Origin of the sequence: Paenibacillus sp. V4I7, from assembly GCF_030817275.1 — a bacterium.
Taxonomy (GTDB): domain Bacteria; phylum Bacillota; class Bacilli; order Paenibacillales; family NBRC-103111; genus Paenibacillus_E.
On sequence record NZ_JAUSZD010000002.1, the window covers coordinates 6,990,001 to 7,009,201 of the forward strand.

Consider the following 19,201-nt stretch of genomic DNA (forward strand, 5'->3'; position numbering starts at 1 on the left):
AATTTCGTAAACTTTCTCTAATCCACCAACAATCAGTCGCTTCAGATGAAGTTCAATCGCAATACGCATATGCAACTGCATATCTAATGCATTATGGTGCGTATTAAAAGGGCGCGCTGACGCTCCACCTGCAACGGAGTGCAGCGTTGGTGTCTCCACTTCTAAATAGCCCAGAGAGTCCAAGTAGCGACGCATCGACTGAATAATACGGGAACGAAGAATAAATGTTTGCTGCACATCTTGATTCATAATCAAATCAACATAACGTTGACGATAACGCAGCTCTACATCACTAAGACCATGGAATTTATCCGGCAGCGGAAGCAAGGATTTAGTCAAAACCTCAAGCGATTTCACTTTAATAGAAGTTTCACCGGTTTTTGTTTTGAAAACAACACCCTGAACCCCAACCATATCGCCTAGATCCAGAAGATCAAAGGCTTGGTATTTGTTTGCGTCTAGCGCATCTTCACGCACATAGATTTGAATTTTGCCTGTAATGTCTTGAAGATGTGCGAAGCTGGCTTTACCCATGCCTCTTTTTTGCATAATTCGTCCGGCGATACTGACCTCATGGTGCTCAGCATCCAACTCTTCTTTGGTTTTATCTTGGTAAGCTGTAAGGATTTCTTTGGTTGAATGCGTCCTTACGTACTTGCTGCCAAACGGATCGACTCCCAGACCGCGAAGCTCGTCCAATTTATTACGGCGAATGACGAGCAATTCGTTCAATTCCAATTCCTGGCTCATGCTTTCATCTCCTACTTATTAGTAAAGGGTGCTAAAACCGGAAAAAAGCTTCCGAAAGGAAGCTTTCCAAAGGAATGCGGCTGCACGCTACTTTTTAATATCAATAATTTGATACTGAATGACGCCAGCAGGAACGATAACGTCTACGTTCGCGCCCCTTTGTTTACCTAGAATAGCTCTACCTACAGGGCTTTCATTGGAAATCTTATTCATCAACGGATCGGATTCCGCCGTACCTACGATGTTATACTCAACCAAATCGCCGAATTCCAAATCCTTCAGCGTTACGATTGAGCCAACACTCACGGTGTTGGTATCGACATCATCGTTATTAATTATACGCGCATTGCGCAGCAATTTTTCTAATGTAATGATTCTGCCTTCAATAAAAGCTTGTTCGTTCTTCGCGTCTTCGTATTCTGAGTTCTCACTGATATCGCCATATCCGATGGCAACCTTGATTCTCTCAGCCACTTCCCGGCGCTTTACTGATTTCAGATGCTCAAGCTCATCTTCGAGCTTTCTTAAACCTTCTGGTGTAAGAATGACCTCTTTTTCAGCCATTTCCAACTGATCTCCCGTCATGTGAAAGATTTTCATATCGTTGAATCGATGCTTCCTGCTAGGAGTTGGGTCTTAAAAGAGCTGATTCAAGTAGTATGAATTCACGTTTCTTAAATAAGTTAGTTGCTCGTTTGTCTTTCAATATATGCAGGAACACATTAATATTGACTGATTATATTGCAACGGTTTCAAAATGTCAATCTCAACCATAGCTGCATTTTTTATTGAAGTACAGCTGATTCTTCAATCGTAGTTGATGATGAATGCGTATATAGATGCTCGACATAATCATTCAAAGCTCGCACCATTTCATCACGCTTCAACATCTCCATAAGTGCATCCTTCACACGAGCCGCCCCTGTCATACCCTTGAGGTACCATGCCAAATGTTTGCGCATCTCTTTCACAGCAACATGCTCACCCTTAAGAGCAATAAGACGGTCCATGTGTAATATCGCGATACGGATCTTCTCTTCCGGTGTCGGCTCAGGCGGCAACTCACCATTGGCAAGGTATTGTACGGTACGGTAAAGCATCCAAGGGTTGCCTAATGCGCCGCGCCCAATCATCACGCCATCTACACCCGTATGGTCTAACATGCGCTTTGCATCCTCAGGTGTCACAACATCACCGTTCCCGATAACGGGAATCGACAGAGCTTGCTTAACATCACGAATGATATCCCAATCCGCTTTACCTGTATACAGCTGCTCACGTGTACGACCGTGGACGCTCACTGCACTGCCGCCGCCTCTTTCGACAGCTTTAGCATTTTCTATGGCATAAATGTGTTCGGAATCCCAACCGATACGCATCTTCACAGTTACTGGTTTGCTTACTGCCGCAACAACGGTCGCGATCATTTCTTCGATTTTCTCAGGTTGGAGCAGCCATCTTGCACCCGCGTCACACTTTGTGATTTTCGGGACTGGACAACCCATATTTATATCAATAATGTCTGCATTCGTCTGTTGGTCAACGATTCTAGCCGCTTGCACAAGCGTCTCGGTATCGCCACCAAAGATTTGCAGACTTAACGGTTTTTCTCGATCATCAACATAAAGCATCTCCATCGAACGGGAATTCCCGTGAACAATGGCTTTATCACTAACCATTTCTGCACAGACTAAACCTGTACCAAATTCTTTGGCAATGAGTCGGAACGCAGGGTTACAAACGCCCGCCATTGGGGCAAGCACGACTTTATTGGGAGCTTCGACATTTCCTATTTTCAGCACCGAAGATTCCACTCCTCTCATCTCGCAACCGTTGCGACTAACTCATCCGGTTCAATATTTAAAACTTGCGAGATTTTATTTATTATTTTGGTATCCGGTTTACGCGTACCTCTTTCAATAGCACCTAAGATGGCAATAGACACACCAAGTAAATCAGCTAATTCGTTCTGAGTGTACCCTTTTAACTTACGAAAAGCGCGTATACGCTGAGCTACTGAGCTTTTTTCCATAGGATGACGCCTTCCTTTCCTTCCAGTTTCTCCAAATGCGCGGAGATGAATTCAAATGCAGCATCTTGTCGCTTGTAGAGAACCTCAGTGAGAGGAACTAATACAAAAGCCCGCTCATGCATCCGCGGATGCGGAATGATCAAGTCGGGGGTTGTAAGCTGATGGTCGCCGTAAAGGAGTAAATCCAAGTCGATCGTTCTCGGGCCCCAGCGCAAGTCGCGCGTTCGACCCAGTCTTTTCTCGATGGCAAGCATAGTGAACAACAACTCTTCTGCAGGTAAAACGGTGATGATTTGAATAACCATATTAAGAAAAGCAGATTGATCAACATAGCCAACCGGTTCGGTTTCGTAGATGCTGGATAATCCAGTCACCGTTATGCCCGATTCCTGATTCAGCGCTGTAATCGCATCCTGCAAATAGTGTTCACGATCATCTATATTGGATCCCAATGCGACATAAGCTATCGTGCCTTGTTCTCGTTCTTCGGCTGTCATTCATTTGCCCGCTTTCGGTTAATCTCTACAGTTACCCCGTCAAAAAATACGGCAAAGGGCGGATGCGGCTTAATGACGCGAACCGTCACTGCATTGATACTAGTATAAGTATGCAGCAGCTCGGATGCAATATTTTCTGCTAAAGCCTCAATTAATTTGTAAGTACGACCTTCCACAACCTCTTTGACTTTGAAAAATACTTCCCCGTAATTAACCGTATCATCCAGATGATCCGACTTGCCCGGCTTGTCCAGCGGAAGTATAAGCTCTACATCTACATAAAAGCGTTGACCAAGCTTATTCTCTTCCGGAAAAACACCATGATTACCAAAGAACTGCATGCGGGAGAGTGTTATTTTATCCAATATAAGAGCCTCCAAAATTTAGGTTAACTGCGAACGAATGATGGCATCAGTCATAACCGCTAAACGTTTCATCGCTTGAATATCGTGTACTCTGATCATCCCACAGCCTTGGGCAATTCCAAGCACCACGGTCGATGCAGTTCCTTCCAGACGTTCCTCAGGAGGCAGATTGAGCGTTAGGCCAATGACGCTTTTACGGGACGTACCTAAAAGGACCGGATATCCGAGATCAACAATCGCACGCAGATGATTCATGAGGAACAAATTCTGCTCGTAGGTTTTGGCAAATCCGATGCCTGGATCTAAAATAATACGCTCTTCCCGAACGCCAACTTCTCTTGCTTGATTCGCATAGAGCTGTAAGTCTGTAGTAACGTCACGGAGAAAATCAGAATAAGTCGGGTTCACACGGTTATGCGTAATGATAAATGGACAATCGTAACTGGCCGCTACTTCTGCCATTCGAACGTCGGCTTGGCCGCCCCAAACATCATTGATGATATGCGCCCCCGCTTCTAATGCTTGCTTCGCGACCTCCGCTTTGTAAGTATCTATAGAAATAGGAATGTTTACTTCCTTACTTATTGCCTCAATGACCGGAATAACCCTTTGCAGTTCTTCTTCTTGTGTGACCTTGGCAAAGCCCGGTCGGGTCGATTCTCCCCCGATATCAATGATATCAGCACCTTCAGCCACCATTTGGCGAGCTCTGCGCACCGCGTCCTCTACCCTTACGTAATTCCCGCCGTCCGAGAAGGAGTCCGGGGTTACGTTTAATATGCCCATAATGATCGTTCGATCACCAATGGGCAGCTCATGTCCTCTACAGGATAACACTTTCATTACCGTTCACTTCCTGTTGTTATCAGATGTTAGTTATAAAGCTCGCTAAGTTGGCGGGTTATCGGACCTACAATGCCACTTCCAACGGCGTGAGATTGTCCACTGGGTGTGAACAAAGTCGTAATGGGTACGATCTCTTGTATGGAATTAACGAGAAAAACCTCATCGGCTTCCATGAGATCTTCCCATCTGTAGAGGCCACCCTGCGTTGGAATTTGCTGCTGCTGTGCCAGCTGTAACACATAAGCCCTTGTGATGCCTGGTAAGATGCCTGTATCCAGTGATGGCGTATAACAGACTTTATCCTTTATGAAAAAGATGTTGCTCACGATGCCTTCAGCTACGTAGCCTTCTTCGGTCAGCATCAGGCCTTCTGCACCAACTGCCCAGGCATACTGCTGTAATTCTCTTTTGGCCAAGATATTGTTCATATAGTGAAAGGACTTGAATCGGTATAGACCCTCCGGTGTATTACGAGGCAGCTTCAGCAGCTGCAGCGCTTTGCCCTGTTTATAGATCTTCTCGTCCCTTGGTGTAAGCGGCTTGATGTAAATGATCTCTGTCGGATTTTGATAGACGCCTGATGGCAGCCCAAGAATATCAATTCCGGCCGATACGGAGTAGCGGATATACGCATCCTCGAGGTTATTGGCTTTAAGCAGCTCATCAATCAGACGCTGAATGTGCGCAAGGTCTGGCTCATAGCCAATCCCAAGCTCACGGCAGCCCTCTGTGAGACGCCTAAGATGCTCGGGCAGCAGGAACGGTTCTTTCTTATAGGTGCGAAATGTCTCAAAAAGGCCGAGGCCGTAAAGAAAGCCGTGATCGTAAACCGAGACCACAGCTTCCTTATCATCCGTTAGAATCCCATTGACGCTAATAATCATAAATTAAACTCCTGCTTTGGCCGTGCGGCGAAGAAAATTCCGTAGGATCTGATGACCGTGCTGAGTAATGATCGATTCTGGGTGGAACTGCACACCTTCAATCGCATATTCCTTATGGCGTAATGCCATAATTTCACCCTCTGCAGTGCGTGCACTTACTTCTAAGCAATCAGGCAGCGTCTCGGTTTTGACGATTAAGGAATGATACCGAGTCGCTACAAAAGGGGATGGTAGCCCTTCGAACAAGGTTTTACCATCATGGAAAATCTCTGAGGTTTTACCGTGCATTAAGCGCTCTGCGCGAATGACATCGCCGCCAAAAGCTTGACCAATGGATTGATGGCCTAGACAGACGCCGAAGATGGGGACTTTACCCTTGAAATGGTCGATAAGTGATAAGCTAATTCCGGCTTCATTCGGTGTGCAAGGACCCGGAGATATTAAAATATGATCCGGTGATAGAGCCTCAACGCCAGCTAAATCAATTTCGTCATTGCGATGAACGATGACTTCTTCACCGATCTCCCCCAAATATTGGACGAGGTTGTACGTAAACGAATCATAATTATCAATCACTAAAATCATTCTAAGCTCCCCTTTCGTCAGCCCTGCTAGGGCTTAAGCTCGGCTCATGCTCCGCTCGCTATATTCTATGGCTTTCCACATCGCTTTGGCTTTATTCAAGGATTCAATGTACTCACGTTCGGGTATGGAATCAATAACGATACCAGCCCCTGCTTGAATATGACCCATCCCTTGAACGGCTACAAGCGTCCGTATAATAATATTAAATTCCATATTTCCATTATAGTCAATCCACCCCATGGATCCTGTATAGGGTCCGCGGCGAACCGGCTCTAATTCTTCAATAATTTCCATGGTGCGAATCTTTGGAGCGCCTGTTATCGTGCCTCCAGGGAAGGTCGCAGCAATGACATCATAAGCGTCCTTCCCCTCTGCGAGCTCGCCGACGACTTCCGAGACGATATGCATCACATGGGAGTAGTATTCGATGACCATGAAGTCTTTCACATGGACGGAGCCATACTTCGAGATGCGGCCAAGATCGTTGCGCTCGAGATCGACCAGCATGACGTGCTCGGCACGCTCTTTGTCGTTGTCGATGAGCTCACCGGCTAGGCGTAGGTCATCCTGCTCGTCCTTGCCGCGCGGGCGCGTGCCAGCGATAGGACGCGTCCGCAGGATACCGTCCTCAAGCTGCACGAGCAGCTCCGGCGAGCCGGAGACGAGGGCGAAGCCTGCGAAGCGCAGCAAGCCCATGTAAGGCGAGGGATTGACGATGCGCAGCGCCTCGTAGATCTCCTCCGGCGTCGTGCGCAGCTGCCGGCTCTGTCTAACGGACAAGTTGACTTGGAACACGTCACCTTGGGAGATGTAGGCTTGGATGCGCTGCACCGCCGCGATGTAATCGGCTTTGCCGAAGGCAGGCTGAATGCCTGCGATGTTCTCGACGTCGATGTGCAGCTGCTCACGCGCGATCGCCGGTTGCTTCGTACCGCCCAGGTGCGAGCCTGACCAGCTGCTGGAACGGATCGCATGCCAGCGAGTGAGCATCGCCTCGGCCTCAGCGTGCGCCTGTGCGTAAAGCTGCCGGAGATAAGTGTCATCGGCTGCTCGGCTCTGCCCAAGCGGCATATGCACCGCAATGTACAGGCTCTTATCGATATGATCCAAGGTCCAAACTTGATCATACATAGCGAAGCTATAATCCGGAATCGGCAAGTCATTTGCCGCTTGCTCCTGGAGTTTCTCAATGGTGCGAATCACGTCATAGCTCCAATAACCTACACAGCCGCCAAGAAACTTAGGGGCCCCTTCGACTTTAGGGCTATGATAAGCTGACATCCATTGCTTCACAATATCGAGCGGCTTACCATGCAGACGCGATACTTCCGGCTTGCTGATATGACTTTTATTGATCATCGTCATTTCCGCATCCAAACCGTATCCATGAACGGTAGAAAACGGCTGTAAACCGAAGCACGTGTAACGCCCCCCTTTGCCGCTTTCTAGAACAAAGGAATCAGGTGCGGCTTCTTTCCACGCTTCTTGCCAAGAAGCGATCCGGTCGTCGGCAAGTCCCAGTTTAATGACATAAGGCAGCATCGTATACGTGGAGGACCAATTACGCCATTGCTCTACTGTTGTTAGGATCATACTATCCCTCCTTCCTGTGACATCCGATGATTAGTTGTCCATTAGTATACTCCAACCTTTCACAGAAAAAAAGCCCCCAGCTGCAGCAGCTGGAGGCTCGTTCGTAGCAAGTAATCTTATTGCTCTTCGAATTGATACAGTGGCGTAGAAAGGTAACGCTCACCGTTACTTGGAATCACAGCAACTACACGTTTGCCTGCGCCAAGTTCTTTAGCAACTTTAAGCGCTGCAAAAATCGCTGCACCTGAGGAGATACCACCAAGGATACCTTCTTCTTTGGCTACACGGCGTGAAGTTTCGAAAGCATCTTCGTTTTCAACGGCAATAATTTCGTCGTAGATGCTTGTGTTCAGAATGTCTGGAACAAAGCCTGCGCCGATCCCTTGAATTTTATGAGGACCTGGCTTGCCGCCGGAAAGTACCGGGGATGCAGCAGGTTCAATGGCATAAATCTTGATGTTCGGGAAGTTTTCTTTCAGTACGCCACCTGCGCCTGTAATAGTTCCGCCCGTACCGATACCCGAAATAAAAGCGTCCAATTTGCCATCATGAGCATTAATGGCTTCAACGATTTCCGGACCTGTTGTTTCACGGTGAACCTTCACGTTTGCTAGGTTTTTGAATTGTTGCGGGATGAAATAGGAAGGATTCTCTGCTTGAAGCTCCTCAGCACGTTTGATCGCGCCTTTCATTCCTTCTGCTCCTGGCGTCAGAACCAGCTGAGCTCCATAGGCGCGAAGCAGGTTGCGTCTTTCCAAAGACATCGTTTCCGGCATAACCAGAATCGCCTTATATCCTTTTGCAGCTGCTACTAAAGCTATTCCGATTCCTGTGTTACCGCTAGTTGGCTCAATAATCGTATCGCCTGGCTTCAATTCACCTTCTTGCTCAGCCACTTCGATCATGGAGATAGCAATACGGTCTTTTACGCTGGCACCTGGATTTTGGTACTCGAGTTTCACATAAATCTCTGCGCTTCCTTCCGGAACAACGCGGTTTAAACGAACAAGTGGTGTATCGCCAATCAAATCTGTAATGCTTTGTACTAATCTTGCCATACTTTTTTCCCCTCCAGGTTGAATAATCAATGATTTCCGAGTTAACTAGTCGGTATTAATACATTCATCTTATCAATGCACTTACTGGTTGTCAACCATATTTTCACAGAATGTCAACGCAATTGAGGGTCAAGAATGCTAACCTTCCATTTCCCTCGAAGCTGCTGCACATAATCCTTAAGAGGTGGCGCTTCCCGAAGCGCTAGCTCTCTCCGCACATTTTCTCGAACGAAAACAAGATCTGGATTTACTTTCTCTCGCCGATTTATCAGCTTCACAATCGCGAATCCTTGTGGCAGAGGGACTGGCTTACTTACTTCTCCAACCTTCAGCAATTTCGCCGCTTCAAGAACGGGAGCAGCAACAAAGGGATCGTCTCCTTCAATCCAGCCCAAATCACCGCCGGTGTTATTGGTTGCATCATCTAGGGAACGATCTCTGGCAAGAGTCGCAAAACTCTCTCCTTTCGCCAGCTCCGCAATGACTTTATTCGCTTGATCCTTGGTTGACACGATAATTTGAAGGATATTATATTCGGTATCTTGCTTGAATTCATCGGCATGCGTCATCATATAGTCTTCTACCTGAGCATCCGTTATCTGAATATGTTTGGTTGCGAGCTTCTCAAGTAACAGCTTATTGGTTACATCTTCCTTGATTTCTTGCTCTGACAATCCTAACTGATTTTGCATGGATGCATAAAATTGTTGCTCACTCTCATAACCTTGCTGCATCCGTTTCAACTCACGGTTCAACTCCGCGCTTCCAATCGAAATCCCCGTCTCGTTACCTTCTAGACGTATCACTTCACGATCCAACATTTGACCCAGCAGTTCTGCCCCATAATGACGTTCAAGAGCTGTTTGAAGCTCCAGAATGGTCATCTCACGATTTCCAACTTTGGCGACTACCCGATCATTCTTCTGCTCACCCTGCTTCTCAGGTTCTGGTGGTTGACTTGGTTCTGATTGGTTTATGGTATGGGTGACCAGCAAGGATGCGAGCACGAGATTACCTACAGCCATCACGATAATGACTCCCCACAATCGCTTCACGTTCTGCATCCTGACTCCCTCTTTACATCTATAATGCTGCTTGCTCTATAGTTCAATCATCCGCTTCAAATCATCTTCGTTAAAGCGATAAGCTTCATTGCAGAAATGACAAACGACTTCAGCAAACCCTTCATCTTCAAGAATTTCTTGCAGCTCTGTCTTCCCTAAGGAAATAAGCGTTGTTTCAACTCTTTCACGACTGCATTTACAGCGGAACATGACATCCATTTGATCAAGCTTCTGGAAAGATGGGAGTACGGTTTGAAGGATTTCCTCTAAATTCAAACCCCCACCGAGCATACTGGTGAAGGAAGGAATGCGAGCGAGCATCTCTTCAATCTCCCCAATTTCATCATTTGTTAATCCTGGGAGCAATTGAATAACGAATCCGCCTGAGGCAAGAATGGAGTGATCCGTATTGACCAATACCCCGAGAGCTACAGCCGATGGCGTTTGTTCAGACATGGCAAAATAATAGGTGAAATCTTCAGCCAATTCTCCTGAAACGAGCGGAACACTGCCTTTATAAGGTTCTTTCATACCTAAATCTTTCGTTATGTACAAAAATCCATCAGTTCCCACCGCAGCAGCAATATCTAGCTTGCCATTCTCTTTAAGGGGAGGATCAACCAACGGATTATCGACATAACCGCGTACCTCACCCTTCGCATTAGCATCGACTACAATTTGACCGATGGGTCCATCGCCTTTAACTTGAACAATAAGATGCTCTTCACCCTTGAGCATGGCTGCAATGAGAAGTCCCGCTGCTGCCGTTCTTCCTAAAGCGGCTGTGGCTGTTGGTGTTGTTTGGTGTCTTTGACTAATTTCTTCTGTGAGGACAGTCGTTTCCACGGCAAAAGCGCGAACTTTTCCTTCCAGCGCCGTTCCTCGAATTAAATAATCACCCATATTAAATCCTTTCTTAAACAGCTTATGCATTTTTCTCATAAATCATTTGTAAACCTTGCAGTGTTAGCAATGGATTGACGATCTGAATGGTACGAGATTCACTGGAAATCAACTCTGCAAGACCGCCTGTAGCAATAACTGTTGGATTTACATTAAATTCTTGAATGACACGTTCGACAATCCCATCAACTTGGCCTACATAGCCGAAAATAATCCCTGCCTGCATCGCGGCTACGGTATTACGACCAACGACGCTCTTCGGCTTGACCAGCTCGATGCGCGGCAGCTTCGCCGCCTTCTGATATAAGGCTTCCGTTGAGATCCCGATTCCTGGTGCAATCGCACAGCCGACAAGCTGCTGGGAAGGATCGATGTAGTCGTATGTGGTGGCCGTCCCGAAATCAACAATGATACAAGGTGCCCCGTACAGCTCAAGAGCCGCGACAGCATTTACAATGCGATCAGCGCCGACCTCTTTGGGATTGTCTACACGCACGTTCAGCCCTGTCTTAATGCCAGGACCAACGATGAATGGCGTCCTTTTCAAATAGTGTAAGCAAAGGTTTTCCATTACATTCATAAGCGGGGGGACGACGGAAGAGACAATGACTCCTTCCACCTGTGCAAATGAAATGTCCGAGTGTTGAAACAGGCTATGCAGCTGCATCCCATACTCATCGACTGTCGCTGAACGGTTTGTACTAACCCGCCAGTGATGAAGGAGCGTCCGCTCTTGATAGAGGCCGAGCACAATGTTCGTATTCCCAACATCGATAACGAGAATCATAGCGCCGTCTCCTTCTGTTCATTCAGATCTAATGAGATATCAAGCGCTGCAACCGAATACGTCAAGCGCCCAACGGAGATCACATCGACGCCTGTTTCTGCCATCGCTTTAATGGTTTGAGGTGTCACAGAACCCGAGCCCTCTACTACAATATGCGGCGCTTTACTTTTAATTATGGAAACTGCTTCTTTCATCTTCGCAGGAATCATGTTATCGAGCATGATGATATCCGCACCAGCCGCTAACGCTTCGTGCAATTGGTCAAAATTCTCGACCTCCACCTCAATCTTCATGGTGTGGGGGATCTGCTGTCGAGCCGCTTGTATAGCTTGTGTGATGCCGCCTGAACCTTTAATATGATTATCTTTAATCATCACAGCATCGTAGAGTCCGAATCGATGATTATGACCGCCACCCACTCGTACAGCATACTTTTCAAGCAATCTGTGTCCCGGAGTCGTCTTCCGTGTATCGACAAGTCTAGTCGGCACGCCTTCTAAAGCATCGACAAACTCACGGGTCTTGGTCGCAATTCCTGATAATCGCTGCATCAAATTAAGACTTAAACGTTCACCTAGCAGAATACTGCGCGTATTGCCTTCCACTTCAGCTAGTATGGTCCCTTTATAAACAGACGATCCTTCTACTACTTTTGTTTCAAAACGAAGAGAAGCATCGACTACAGCAAAAACTTCTTGGGCGATTCGAAGTCCACAGACAATTCCGTCTTCTTTGACGTGGATAATCCCTTTGGACGCATGTTCCAAAGGGATCGTTGTCAGAGTCGTGACATCGCCGGTTCCAATGTCCTCTTCCAGCCAAAGCCGAATATGTTTACGAATGAGTTCCATATTTAAATCCAGCATGTTAAATCCACTCCTCAATGCTATCTTCCCCGCGCTTAAAAACAATATGCTTCTTCCATGCTTGATCATCCCGTTCAGGGAAATCTTCTCGGTAATGACCGCCACGACTTTCTTCCCGCGCTATAGCCGCAGTTGTCGTTAGAAGTGCACAATTGAGTAAATTAGCAAACTCATAATCTTCACGTTTCGTCATCAAAGAACCGAAGATAGAAAGTTGTCTTGCCAATTCGTCATACCCTTTTTGCAAGCCTTTGGCTGAACGTTTCAGTCCTGCGTAACGAAGCATAACCTTTTGCAGCTTAAGCTTTTTCTCGACAACGGCTTGATTCGGAATTTCCGTTCTTGGCGCTTTCGATTCAGCACGTATTTGAATATTACCTTCTAAAGGAGCGAGCTCTTGAATCCGTTCAATGATTCTTCTACCGAACACAATAGCTTCAGATAAAGAGTTACTTGCTAATCGGTTAGCGCCATGTACACCTGTAGAAGACACTTCGCCACAAGCGAAAAGGCGGCGGACGATCGTTTCTCCGTGGAGATCTGTCTTGACGCCGCCCATCATATAATGAGCTGCAGGAGCAACAGGAATCCAGTCGGTACTCATATCTAGACCGTAGTTGAGGCAATATTCATATATCGTCGGGAATCGATGTTTAATTAACTCTTCAGATTCGTGCGTTATGTCAATATAGACGAAGGTCGATTTGCAATTCTCCATCTCGTCGACAATGGCACGCGCCACGACATCCCTAGGCGCTAGCTCAAGCTGGGGATGGTAACGTTCCATGAAACGCTCCCCCTTGATATTGCGCAGATAAGCCCCCTCGCCGCGCACCGCTTCCGAGATCAGGAATCGCGGAGCCCCAGGATAGCAAAGCGCTGTAGGGTGGAATTGAATAAATTCCACGTCTTGAATTTGCGCACCCGCGCGATGAGCAATCGCTATTCCGTCGCCAGTGGCGATGTCAGGATTTGTGGTGTACCGGAACAATTGCCCTGCCCCGCCGGAGCATAGGATCGTGGCATTGCCGCGGACGAATACCCGCTGGCCGCTAGGCTTCTGTACGAGTGCGCCATAGCACTCGCCATCCTGCGTGATCAGGTCGATCACAAAGTGATCGTCCCAGATCTCAATATTCGGATCTTGCTTCGTGCGTTCCGAAAGAGCTCGTACAATTTCGGCGCCTGTGGCGTCGCCATGCGCATGCAAAATGCGACGTTGACTATGCGCTCCCTCTTTGGTCAAAGCAAACTCCCCGTTCTCAAGATCGAACTGGGTACCCATCCGAATGAGGTCCTGAACGCCGTTAGGACCTTCATGAACAAGGACGTCAACGGCCTCCGGCGAACATAAACCGGCACCTGCTATCAGGGTATCCTGCATATGATATTCCGGTGAATCCTCGTCCGAAATAACAGCAGCAATTCCTCCTTGCGCATAGCGTGTGTTACTGTCGAGGAGCGATTTCTTCGTAATCATCAGCACTTTCTTATTTTCACTAGCGCGAAGAGCAGTGAATAAACCTGCAATGCCCGCGCCAATCACAATAACATCTGTATGTACATGAGGAATGGAATCTAAATCTACATCTACGAGGTATCTAGGAATCATGCCGCTTCACCTGTTCTTCACCATTAATAGCTCGCAAAGCAATCGTATCCGAAGGATTAATCGATATCGGAATGCTTTGCGAGGGTACCCTACCTATTAAACAAGAGAGTAGCGCATGCTACTTTACTTGTAACATGCGCTCTAAGGACAATCTTGCTTTATCGGCTACATCTTCTGGCACATAAATCTCTGGCTGCATCGTTTCAAGACATTTCACAATTTTCTTCAAATTGTTTACTTTCATATTCGGGCATACCAAGTATTTGGTAGCAAAATGGAACTGTTTATCTGGACTGTCCAGACGAAGCTGGTATCCAGTTCCATCTTCCGTTCCAACGATAAACTCTTTGCAATCGGACTCTTTGCAATATTTGATAATCGCTGTCGTACTACCGACGAAATCTCCCAGTTTAACAACTTCTGGACGACACTCCGGATGAACAACGAACTGAGCATTCGGGTATTGGGCTCTCATTTCTTCCACATCTTTAACGGTCAGCATATCATGCGTATTGCAATAGCCTTCCCAAATGATCACTTTTTTGCTTGTGAATTTTGATACATAGTCACCTAAATTTTTATCCGGTACCCAGATGATCTCATCTGAATCGACGGAATTGATGACATTGATGGCATTTGCCGAGGTACAGCAAATATCTGTTTCTGATTTCACATCAGCAGATGTATTAATGTAAGCAACAACTTTGGCGTTAGGATGCTGGCGTTTCAGAGCACGTAGACCTTCTACATTCACCATATCCGCCATCGGGCAGCCTGCGCGTTCGTCAGGAATAATGACTGTTTTGTTAGGAGCAAGAATCTTAGCACTTTCCCCCATGAAATGTACGCCACAGAATACAATCACATCAGCATCGGTTTGCGCTGCCTTCTGCGCAAGCAGAAAGGAATCCCCCCGGAAATCAGCAACCTCTTGAACTTCGTCACGTTGATAATAATGAGCAAGAATAATAGCATTCCGTTCTTTCTTTAGCTGCAGCAACCGTTCTTTCAGTTCGCGGTTCTGCTCCGCTTTGCGTTCTAATGCTAAAGCTTCCATAGTGCTTCCTCCCCAATCTGGGACGTATAATGTACTTCTTGTCTATCTAAAAATAGGATTAACAGTAGTATGATCTAATCGTAATAAAATTAGAGATTTACAACTAATTTACACATTCTCACATCCCCTGTCAATGCGCAAATATGCCGAAAAAACCAGAAAATCCGGGTACACCTGACGTGTACACCGGATTTACGAGTTGCTATTGCTTGTTACTCTTCGGAATGATCCGAATTAGAATCTTTATCTTTGTTTAACTCCAATTTGTTGCTTTCGCTAGATTGGCTTTGCCCTTGAATGTTCACTTTGACCTCTTCGTCATCTGCGCTTGCATTCAATCTGCCTTTCTCTAGAAGCTCGATGATTTCGTCTTTATCGAGTGTTTCTTTCTCAAGCAGCGTTTTGGCTACGAGATGAATCTGATCCGCATGCTCCGTAAGCATCGCACGAGCACGCTCATAACAAGTGCGAATAAAGTTTTGCATCTCTTGATCAATCTCATAAGCAATCGCATCACTGTAATTTTGCTCATGTCCGATATCGCGGCCTAAGAACACTTGGCCTTGCGAGCTGCCGAACTGCATCGGTCCAAGCTTATCGCTCATACCATATTCCATAATCATGCGACGAACAATACCCGTTGCTTTCTGGAAGTCACTATAAGCCCCAGTGCCAATTTCTCCGATAAATAGTTCTTCGGAAACGCGGCCTCCCAGGAGTCCTGTTACTTTATCCAGCAATTCGTTCTTCGTCTGCATCATGCGATCTTCGCCTTCTTTGGGCAGCATCATGACATAACCGCCAGCGCGTCCGCGCGGAACGATCGTAACTTTGTGCACCATATCAGCATTCTCGGCGTAATAACCAATGATCGCGTGTCCGGCTTCATGATAAGCAACAATGCGTTTCTCTGTATCGCTGATAATCCGACTTTTCTTCTGCGTACCAACAATAATACGGTCAAAAGCTTCCTCGACTTCAGCCATCGAAATATCTTTACGGTTACGACGGGCAGCAATCAAAGCTGCTTCGTTCAATAGATTCTCTAGATCAGCACCTGTGAATCCAGTTGTGTAGCGAGACAGGGCGTCCAGCTTCACATCTTTGGCAAGTGGTTTGTTGCGGGCATGTACTTTCAGTACAGCTTCGCGGCCTTTGATGTCTGGACGATCTACCGTGATTTGACGGTCGAAACGACCTGGACGCAGTAAGGCTGGGTCAAGGATATCTGGGCGGTTAGTCGCTGCAACGATAATGATACCCTCGTTCGCGCCAAATCCGTCCATTTCTACTAGCAATTGATTGAGTGTTTGTTCGCGCTCGTCATGTCCGCCGCCTAAACCAGCGCCACGTTGACGACCTACAGCATCGATCTCATCGATAAAAATGATACAAGGTGAGTTCTTCTTCGCGTTCTCGAACAAGTCACGAACACGGGAAGCACCGACACCGACGAACATCTCAACGAAGTCAGAACCTGAAATACTGAAGAATGGTACGCCTGCTTCACCAGCGACAGCTCGTGCAAGAAGGGTTTTACCGGTTCCCGGAGGACCATTGAGCAGAACCCCTTTAGGAATTCTAGCACCGACAGCTGCGAATTTCCGTGGATCTTTGAGGAATTCGACAACCTCGATCAATTCTTGCTTCTCTTCGTCAGCACCTGCCACGTCTTCAAATGTGACGCGTTTTTTCTCCTCATTATATAAGCGGGCACGGCTTTTGCCGAAGTTCATCACTTTGCCGCCGCCACCTTGAGCCTGATTTAACAGGAAGAAAAACAAGATGAAGATAATGACGAATGGGATGATGGAAGTTAGGAAACTAATCCAAACGCTATCCCGTTCCATAGTCTCGTACGTTTCGGATGGAACGCCATTCGCTTCAATCAGCTGGACGACCATAGGCTCGAACGGAGCATGGGTTTCGAAGCTCTTCTTATCAGCACCACTTGGTGGGTTAATGTACTTACCTTTAATCAAATATGTGTACCCATCAAACTTTAAGGTCACGGATTCCACATTTTTGTTAACAACCGCTTGGCGGAATTTATCGTAAGTAATTAACTCCTTTTGCTCGTTTTGGGTACTAATGAAATGGACGATCCCTACTGTAACCAAAAATATAAGTAAATAAAAGCCAGTATTCCGGATAATTCGATTCATCCCGAGCCTCCTCTCAAACGGCACACGTTTATTATTTTACCACATCCCGGTAAAGCACTACAACATAACAGCGCTGATGAGTCTGCGGGAAGTGACATTAGCTACTGTAGATCTCTGGTTTCAATATGCCGATAAATGGAAGGTTGCGATATTTCTCTGCATAATCCAGACCATATCCGACTACGAACTCATCTGGAAGCACATAACCTGCATATTCAGGTTCGAGATCCACCGTTCTGCGTGCCGGTTTATTAAACAGCGCAACGACCGAAATCGTCTTAGCATTGCGTCGCTCTAGCACATCTATCAGATAACTCAACGTTAACCCGCTATCGATAATGTCCTCCACGATAAGAATATGACGTCCTTCTACGGGAACATCAAGATCTTTAATAATCTTGACAACACCAGAAGATTTCGTGGATTGACCATAGCTGGATACAGCCATGAAATCGAGTTCCAATGGTACTCTGATTTGCTTCACAAGATCAGCCATGAAAATGAAAGCTCCCTTAAGCACACAGATAACCAATGGATTCTTACCTTCGTAATCGATGGAGAGTTTCTCCCCCAATTCTTTAATCTTGCCTTGAATCTGTTCTTCACTGTAAAGAACTTCTTGAATGTCGCTGTACAAGGATGAACCCCCTAGTTTTATATTATGAATCCTTATAAATTTACATTCTAGAAGAACGAAATTTACGCATATTACTTCAGCACTAGCTTCATATGAAGTACACGTACTGTATCTGGTCCAACCAGAGCGTGCTTGGACCTACGAAAGCCAGCAATCCAAAGAATTTGCCCGGAAGCATCGACCAGTAGTGGAATGACATCACGCCGGCTTAGCGGCATTTTGGCATCAATGAACATATCCTTTACTTTTTTGGATCCGTTTAAACCATGCGGCTCAAACCGATCTCCTGACCTGCGACTCCTTACAACAAGCGGCAAGTTAAGTTGATCCAGATCCAAAAACACGTCCGTTGCAGTTGAGAAATAAGCAGCTGTCTCCTTCGAACTAGCCGGCACCCATGAGCAGATCAGTTTGGCTTCCACTTCCGGCAGGCTCAACTCGCTTGTATCTAATCCAACCTCATAAGAATAAGGCTTCGGAGAAGGAGCGAAGGACAGAAATTGAATAGACTCATATTCTCTCACAATATAAACCTGTTCATCCACCTGAAGGACTTGATTAGAAACCTGATCCTGTAAAATCAACTCACGCATACTTTCAATTCGTGTAAAATCCAACCGATCTCTTTCCAAACAAAGACAGTTTAATATTAATTTAATCAAACGCCTTTGTAAAGCAACGTGCAACTCAGTGAAATCACGTCTTTCTAGGCGGCAGCAGGCTTGCTGGAAAGTAGTTATTCGGCGAAAAACCTGCTCGGCTTCTTTGGCCAAATAATCATCCTCAGCTCGCATCAAATCCGTCAATCGATTCAGCGACTCTGGAAGTTGTTCATTATACTGCTTCAGCATCGGCATCACATCAAGCCGAATCTGATTGCGAAAATACTTCCGCAGCTCATTGCTGCTGTCCTTACAATACGCCATTTCATGCTGAGCGCAATAATTCACAATATCTGCTTTGTATATACGTAAAAAAGGACGAATCAGTTCCACTTTTTTTTCGCGCCTGCGTTCCGGCATGCCAACCAGGCCTGAAGGGCCTGTCCCTCTCAGAATCCGCATCATGACGGTTTCGGCTTGATCATCCGCATGATGAGCGAAGGCAATACGCTTAGCGCTGTATTTCGCTGCGATCTGATGCAGAAATTCGTAGCGCTTCTCACGTGCCGCGGCTTGCCCATTGAGTGACGTTTCCTCTATATAGGCAGGTACATCAATGACACCGATTTCACATGGGAGCCCTAGCTCATCCGCAAGCTTCCCTACGAAAGAGGCTTCCGCATCCGATTCTGCACCGCGGAATTGATGATTCACATGCGCAACAACGAGCTGCCAGCTATAACGCTCAGCAAGGGCAAAAAGGACATGAAGCAGCCCCACAGAATCAGGTCCTCCTGAAACCGCAACGACCACCACATCTCCTGGATCGACGAGTTTTTCTTCAATAATTCGTTGTTCCACCTTGGCAACAAGATCGATTTCCATCGGGTATTCCTTT

At 46.5% G+C, this 19,201-nt stretch carries 20 protein-coding genes (1 of these 20 cut by a window edge); all 20 read right to left on the reverse strand.

The window, feature by feature from the left end; all coding sequences use genetic code 11:
- On the reverse strand, positions 1 to 750 hold the 5' portion of the coding sequence (lysS, locus tag QFZ80_RS32720) for a lysine--tRNA ligase (protein ID WP_307436231.1). The gene continues 747 nt to the left of window position 1, outside the view; 750 of the gene's 1,497 nt are visible here — the first part of the coding sequence; the start codon lies at positions 748 to 750; its stop codon lies off the left edge, out of view.
- 87 nt (positions 751 to 837) lie between these two features.
- Entirely contained in the window at positions 838 to 1,314 is a 477-nt protein-coding gene (gene greA, locus QFZ80_RS32725) for a transcription elongation factor GreA (protein ID WP_307551341.1), read from the reverse strand.
- Between the two features lie 221 nt (positions 1,315 to 1,535).
- Entirely contained in the window at positions 1,536 to 2,552 is a 1,017-nt protein-coding gene (dusB, locus tag QFZ80_RS32730) for a tRNA dihydrouridine synthase DusB (protein ID WP_307551340.1), read from the reverse strand.
- 17 nt (positions 2,553 to 2,569) lie between these two features.
- Complete coding sequence (locus QFZ80_RS32735) at positions 2,570 to 2,782, reverse strand: helix-turn-helix domain-containing protein (protein ID WP_047682939.1); 213 nt, start codon at positions 2,780 to 2,782, stop codon at positions 2,570 to 2,572.
- Entirely contained in the window at positions 2,764 to 3,279 is a 516-nt protein-coding gene (folK, locus tag QFZ80_RS32740; RefSeq protein ID WP_307436240.1) for a 2-amino-4-hydroxy-6-hydroxymethyldihydropteridine diphosphokinase, read from the reverse strand. Before folK ends, QFZ80_RS32735 begins: the two co-directional genes overlap by 19 nt.
- Positions 3,276 to 3,644: a dihydroneopterin aldolase gene (folB, locus tag QFZ80_RS32745; protein WP_307551339.1), complete on the reverse strand. Its 369-nt coding sequence runs from the start codon at positions 3,642 to 3,644 to the stop codon at positions 3,276 to 3,278. The genes folK and folB overlap by 4 nt, the downstream gene beginning before the upstream one ends.
- A gap of 18 nt (positions 3,645 to 3,662) precedes the next feature.
- The gene (gene folP, locus QFZ80_RS32750) at positions 3,663 to 4,487 is read right to left on the reverse strand and encodes a dihydropteroate synthase (protein WP_307562916.1); all 825 of its coding nucleotides are present in this window, start codon (positions 4,485 to 4,487) and stop codon (positions 3,663 to 3,665) included.
- Between the two features lie 29 nt (positions 4,488 to 4,516).
- Positions 4,517 to 5,374 carry an aminodeoxychorismate lyase gene (gene pabC / locus QFZ80_RS32755; RefSeq protein ID WP_307562918.1) on the reverse strand — a complete coding sequence of 286 codons (858 nt, stop codon included), beginning with the start codon at positions 5,372 to 5,374 and terminating at the stop codon, positions 4,517 to 4,519.
- 3 nt (positions 5,375 to 5,377) lie between these two features.
- Positions 5,378 to 5,959: an aminodeoxychorismate/anthranilate synthase component II gene (gene pabA / locus QFZ80_RS32760; RefSeq protein ID WP_307562920.1), complete on the reverse strand. Its 582-nt coding sequence runs from the start codon at positions 5,957 to 5,959 to the stop codon at positions 5,378 to 5,380.
- Between the two features lie 33 nt (positions 5,960 to 5,992).
- Positions 5,993 to 7,552, reverse strand: coding sequence for an anthranilate synthase component I family protein (locus tag QFZ80_RS32765; RefSeq protein WP_307551333.1), 1,560 nt, complete (start codon positions 7,550 to 7,552; stop codon positions 5,993 to 5,995).
- A 116-nt stretch (positions 7,553 to 7,668) separates the two neighbouring features.
- On the reverse strand, positions 7,669 to 8,610 hold the full coding sequence (gene cysK, locus QFZ80_RS32770; protein WP_307562922.1) for a cysteine synthase A: 942 nt from the start codon (positions 8,608 to 8,610) through the stop codon (positions 7,669 to 7,671).
- Positions 8,611 to 8,723: 113 nt separating this feature from the next.
- Positions 8,724 to 9,674 carry a peptidyl-prolyl cis-trans isomerase gene (locus QFZ80_RS32775; RefSeq protein WP_307562923.1) on the reverse strand — a complete coding sequence of 317 codons (951 nt, stop codon included), beginning with the start codon at positions 9,672 to 9,674 and terminating at the stop codon, positions 8,724 to 8,726.
- A 36-nt stretch (positions 9,675 to 9,710) separates the two neighbouring features.
- Positions 9,711 to 10,577: an Hsp33 family molecular chaperone HslO gene (gene hslO, locus QFZ80_RS32780; protein ID WP_307564300.1), complete on the reverse strand. Its 867-nt coding sequence runs from the start codon at positions 10,575 to 10,577 to the stop codon at positions 9,711 to 9,713.
- A gap of 22 nt (positions 10,578 to 10,599) precedes the next feature.
- A complete protein-coding gene (locus QFZ80_RS32785; protein WP_307551326.1) occupies positions 10,600 to 11,364 on the reverse strand; it encodes a type III pantothenate kinase in 765 nt (254 codons plus the stop codon).
- On the reverse strand, positions 11,361 to 12,230 hold the full coding sequence (nadC, locus tag QFZ80_RS32790) for a carboxylating nicotinate-nucleotide diphosphorylase (RefSeq protein WP_057303840.1): 870 nt from the start codon (positions 12,228 to 12,230) through the stop codon (positions 11,361 to 11,363). The genes QFZ80_RS32785 and nadC overlap by 4 nt, the downstream gene beginning before the upstream one ends.
- 1 nt (position 12,231) lies before the next feature.
- Entirely contained in the window at positions 12,232 to 13,842 is a 1,611-nt protein-coding gene (gene nadB / locus QFZ80_RS32795; RefSeq protein ID WP_307551323.1) for an L-aspartate oxidase, read from the reverse strand.
- 118 nt (positions 13,843 to 13,960) lie between these two features.
- A complete protein-coding gene (gene nadA, locus QFZ80_RS32800) occupies positions 13,961 to 14,899 on the reverse strand; it encodes a quinolinate synthase NadA (RefSeq protein ID WP_047682971.1) in 939 nt (312 codons plus the stop codon).
- A gap of 212 nt (positions 14,900 to 15,111) precedes the next feature.
- Positions 15,112 to 17,064, reverse strand: a complete 1,953-nt coding sequence (ftsH, locus tag QFZ80_RS32805) for an ATP-dependent zinc metalloprotease FtsH (RefSeq protein ID WP_307551321.1) — start codon at positions 17,062 to 17,064, stop codon at positions 15,112 to 15,114.
- Positions 17,065 to 17,161: 97 nt separating this feature from the next.
- Positions 17,162 to 17,701 (reverse strand): hypoxanthine phosphoribosyltransferase, encoded by a 540-nt coding sequence (gene hpt / locus QFZ80_RS32810; RefSeq protein WP_029197788.1) that lies wholly within the window; start codon positions 17,699 to 17,701, stop codon positions 17,162 to 17,164.
- 71 nt (positions 17,702 to 17,772) lie between these two features.
- Positions 17,773 to 19,188: a tRNA lysidine(34) synthetase TilS gene (gene tilS / locus QFZ80_RS32815; RefSeq protein ID WP_307562924.1), complete on the reverse strand. Its 1,416-nt coding sequence runs from the start codon at positions 19,186 to 19,188 to the stop codon at positions 17,773 to 17,775.
- Positions 19,189 to 19,201: the final 13 nt, after the last annotated feature.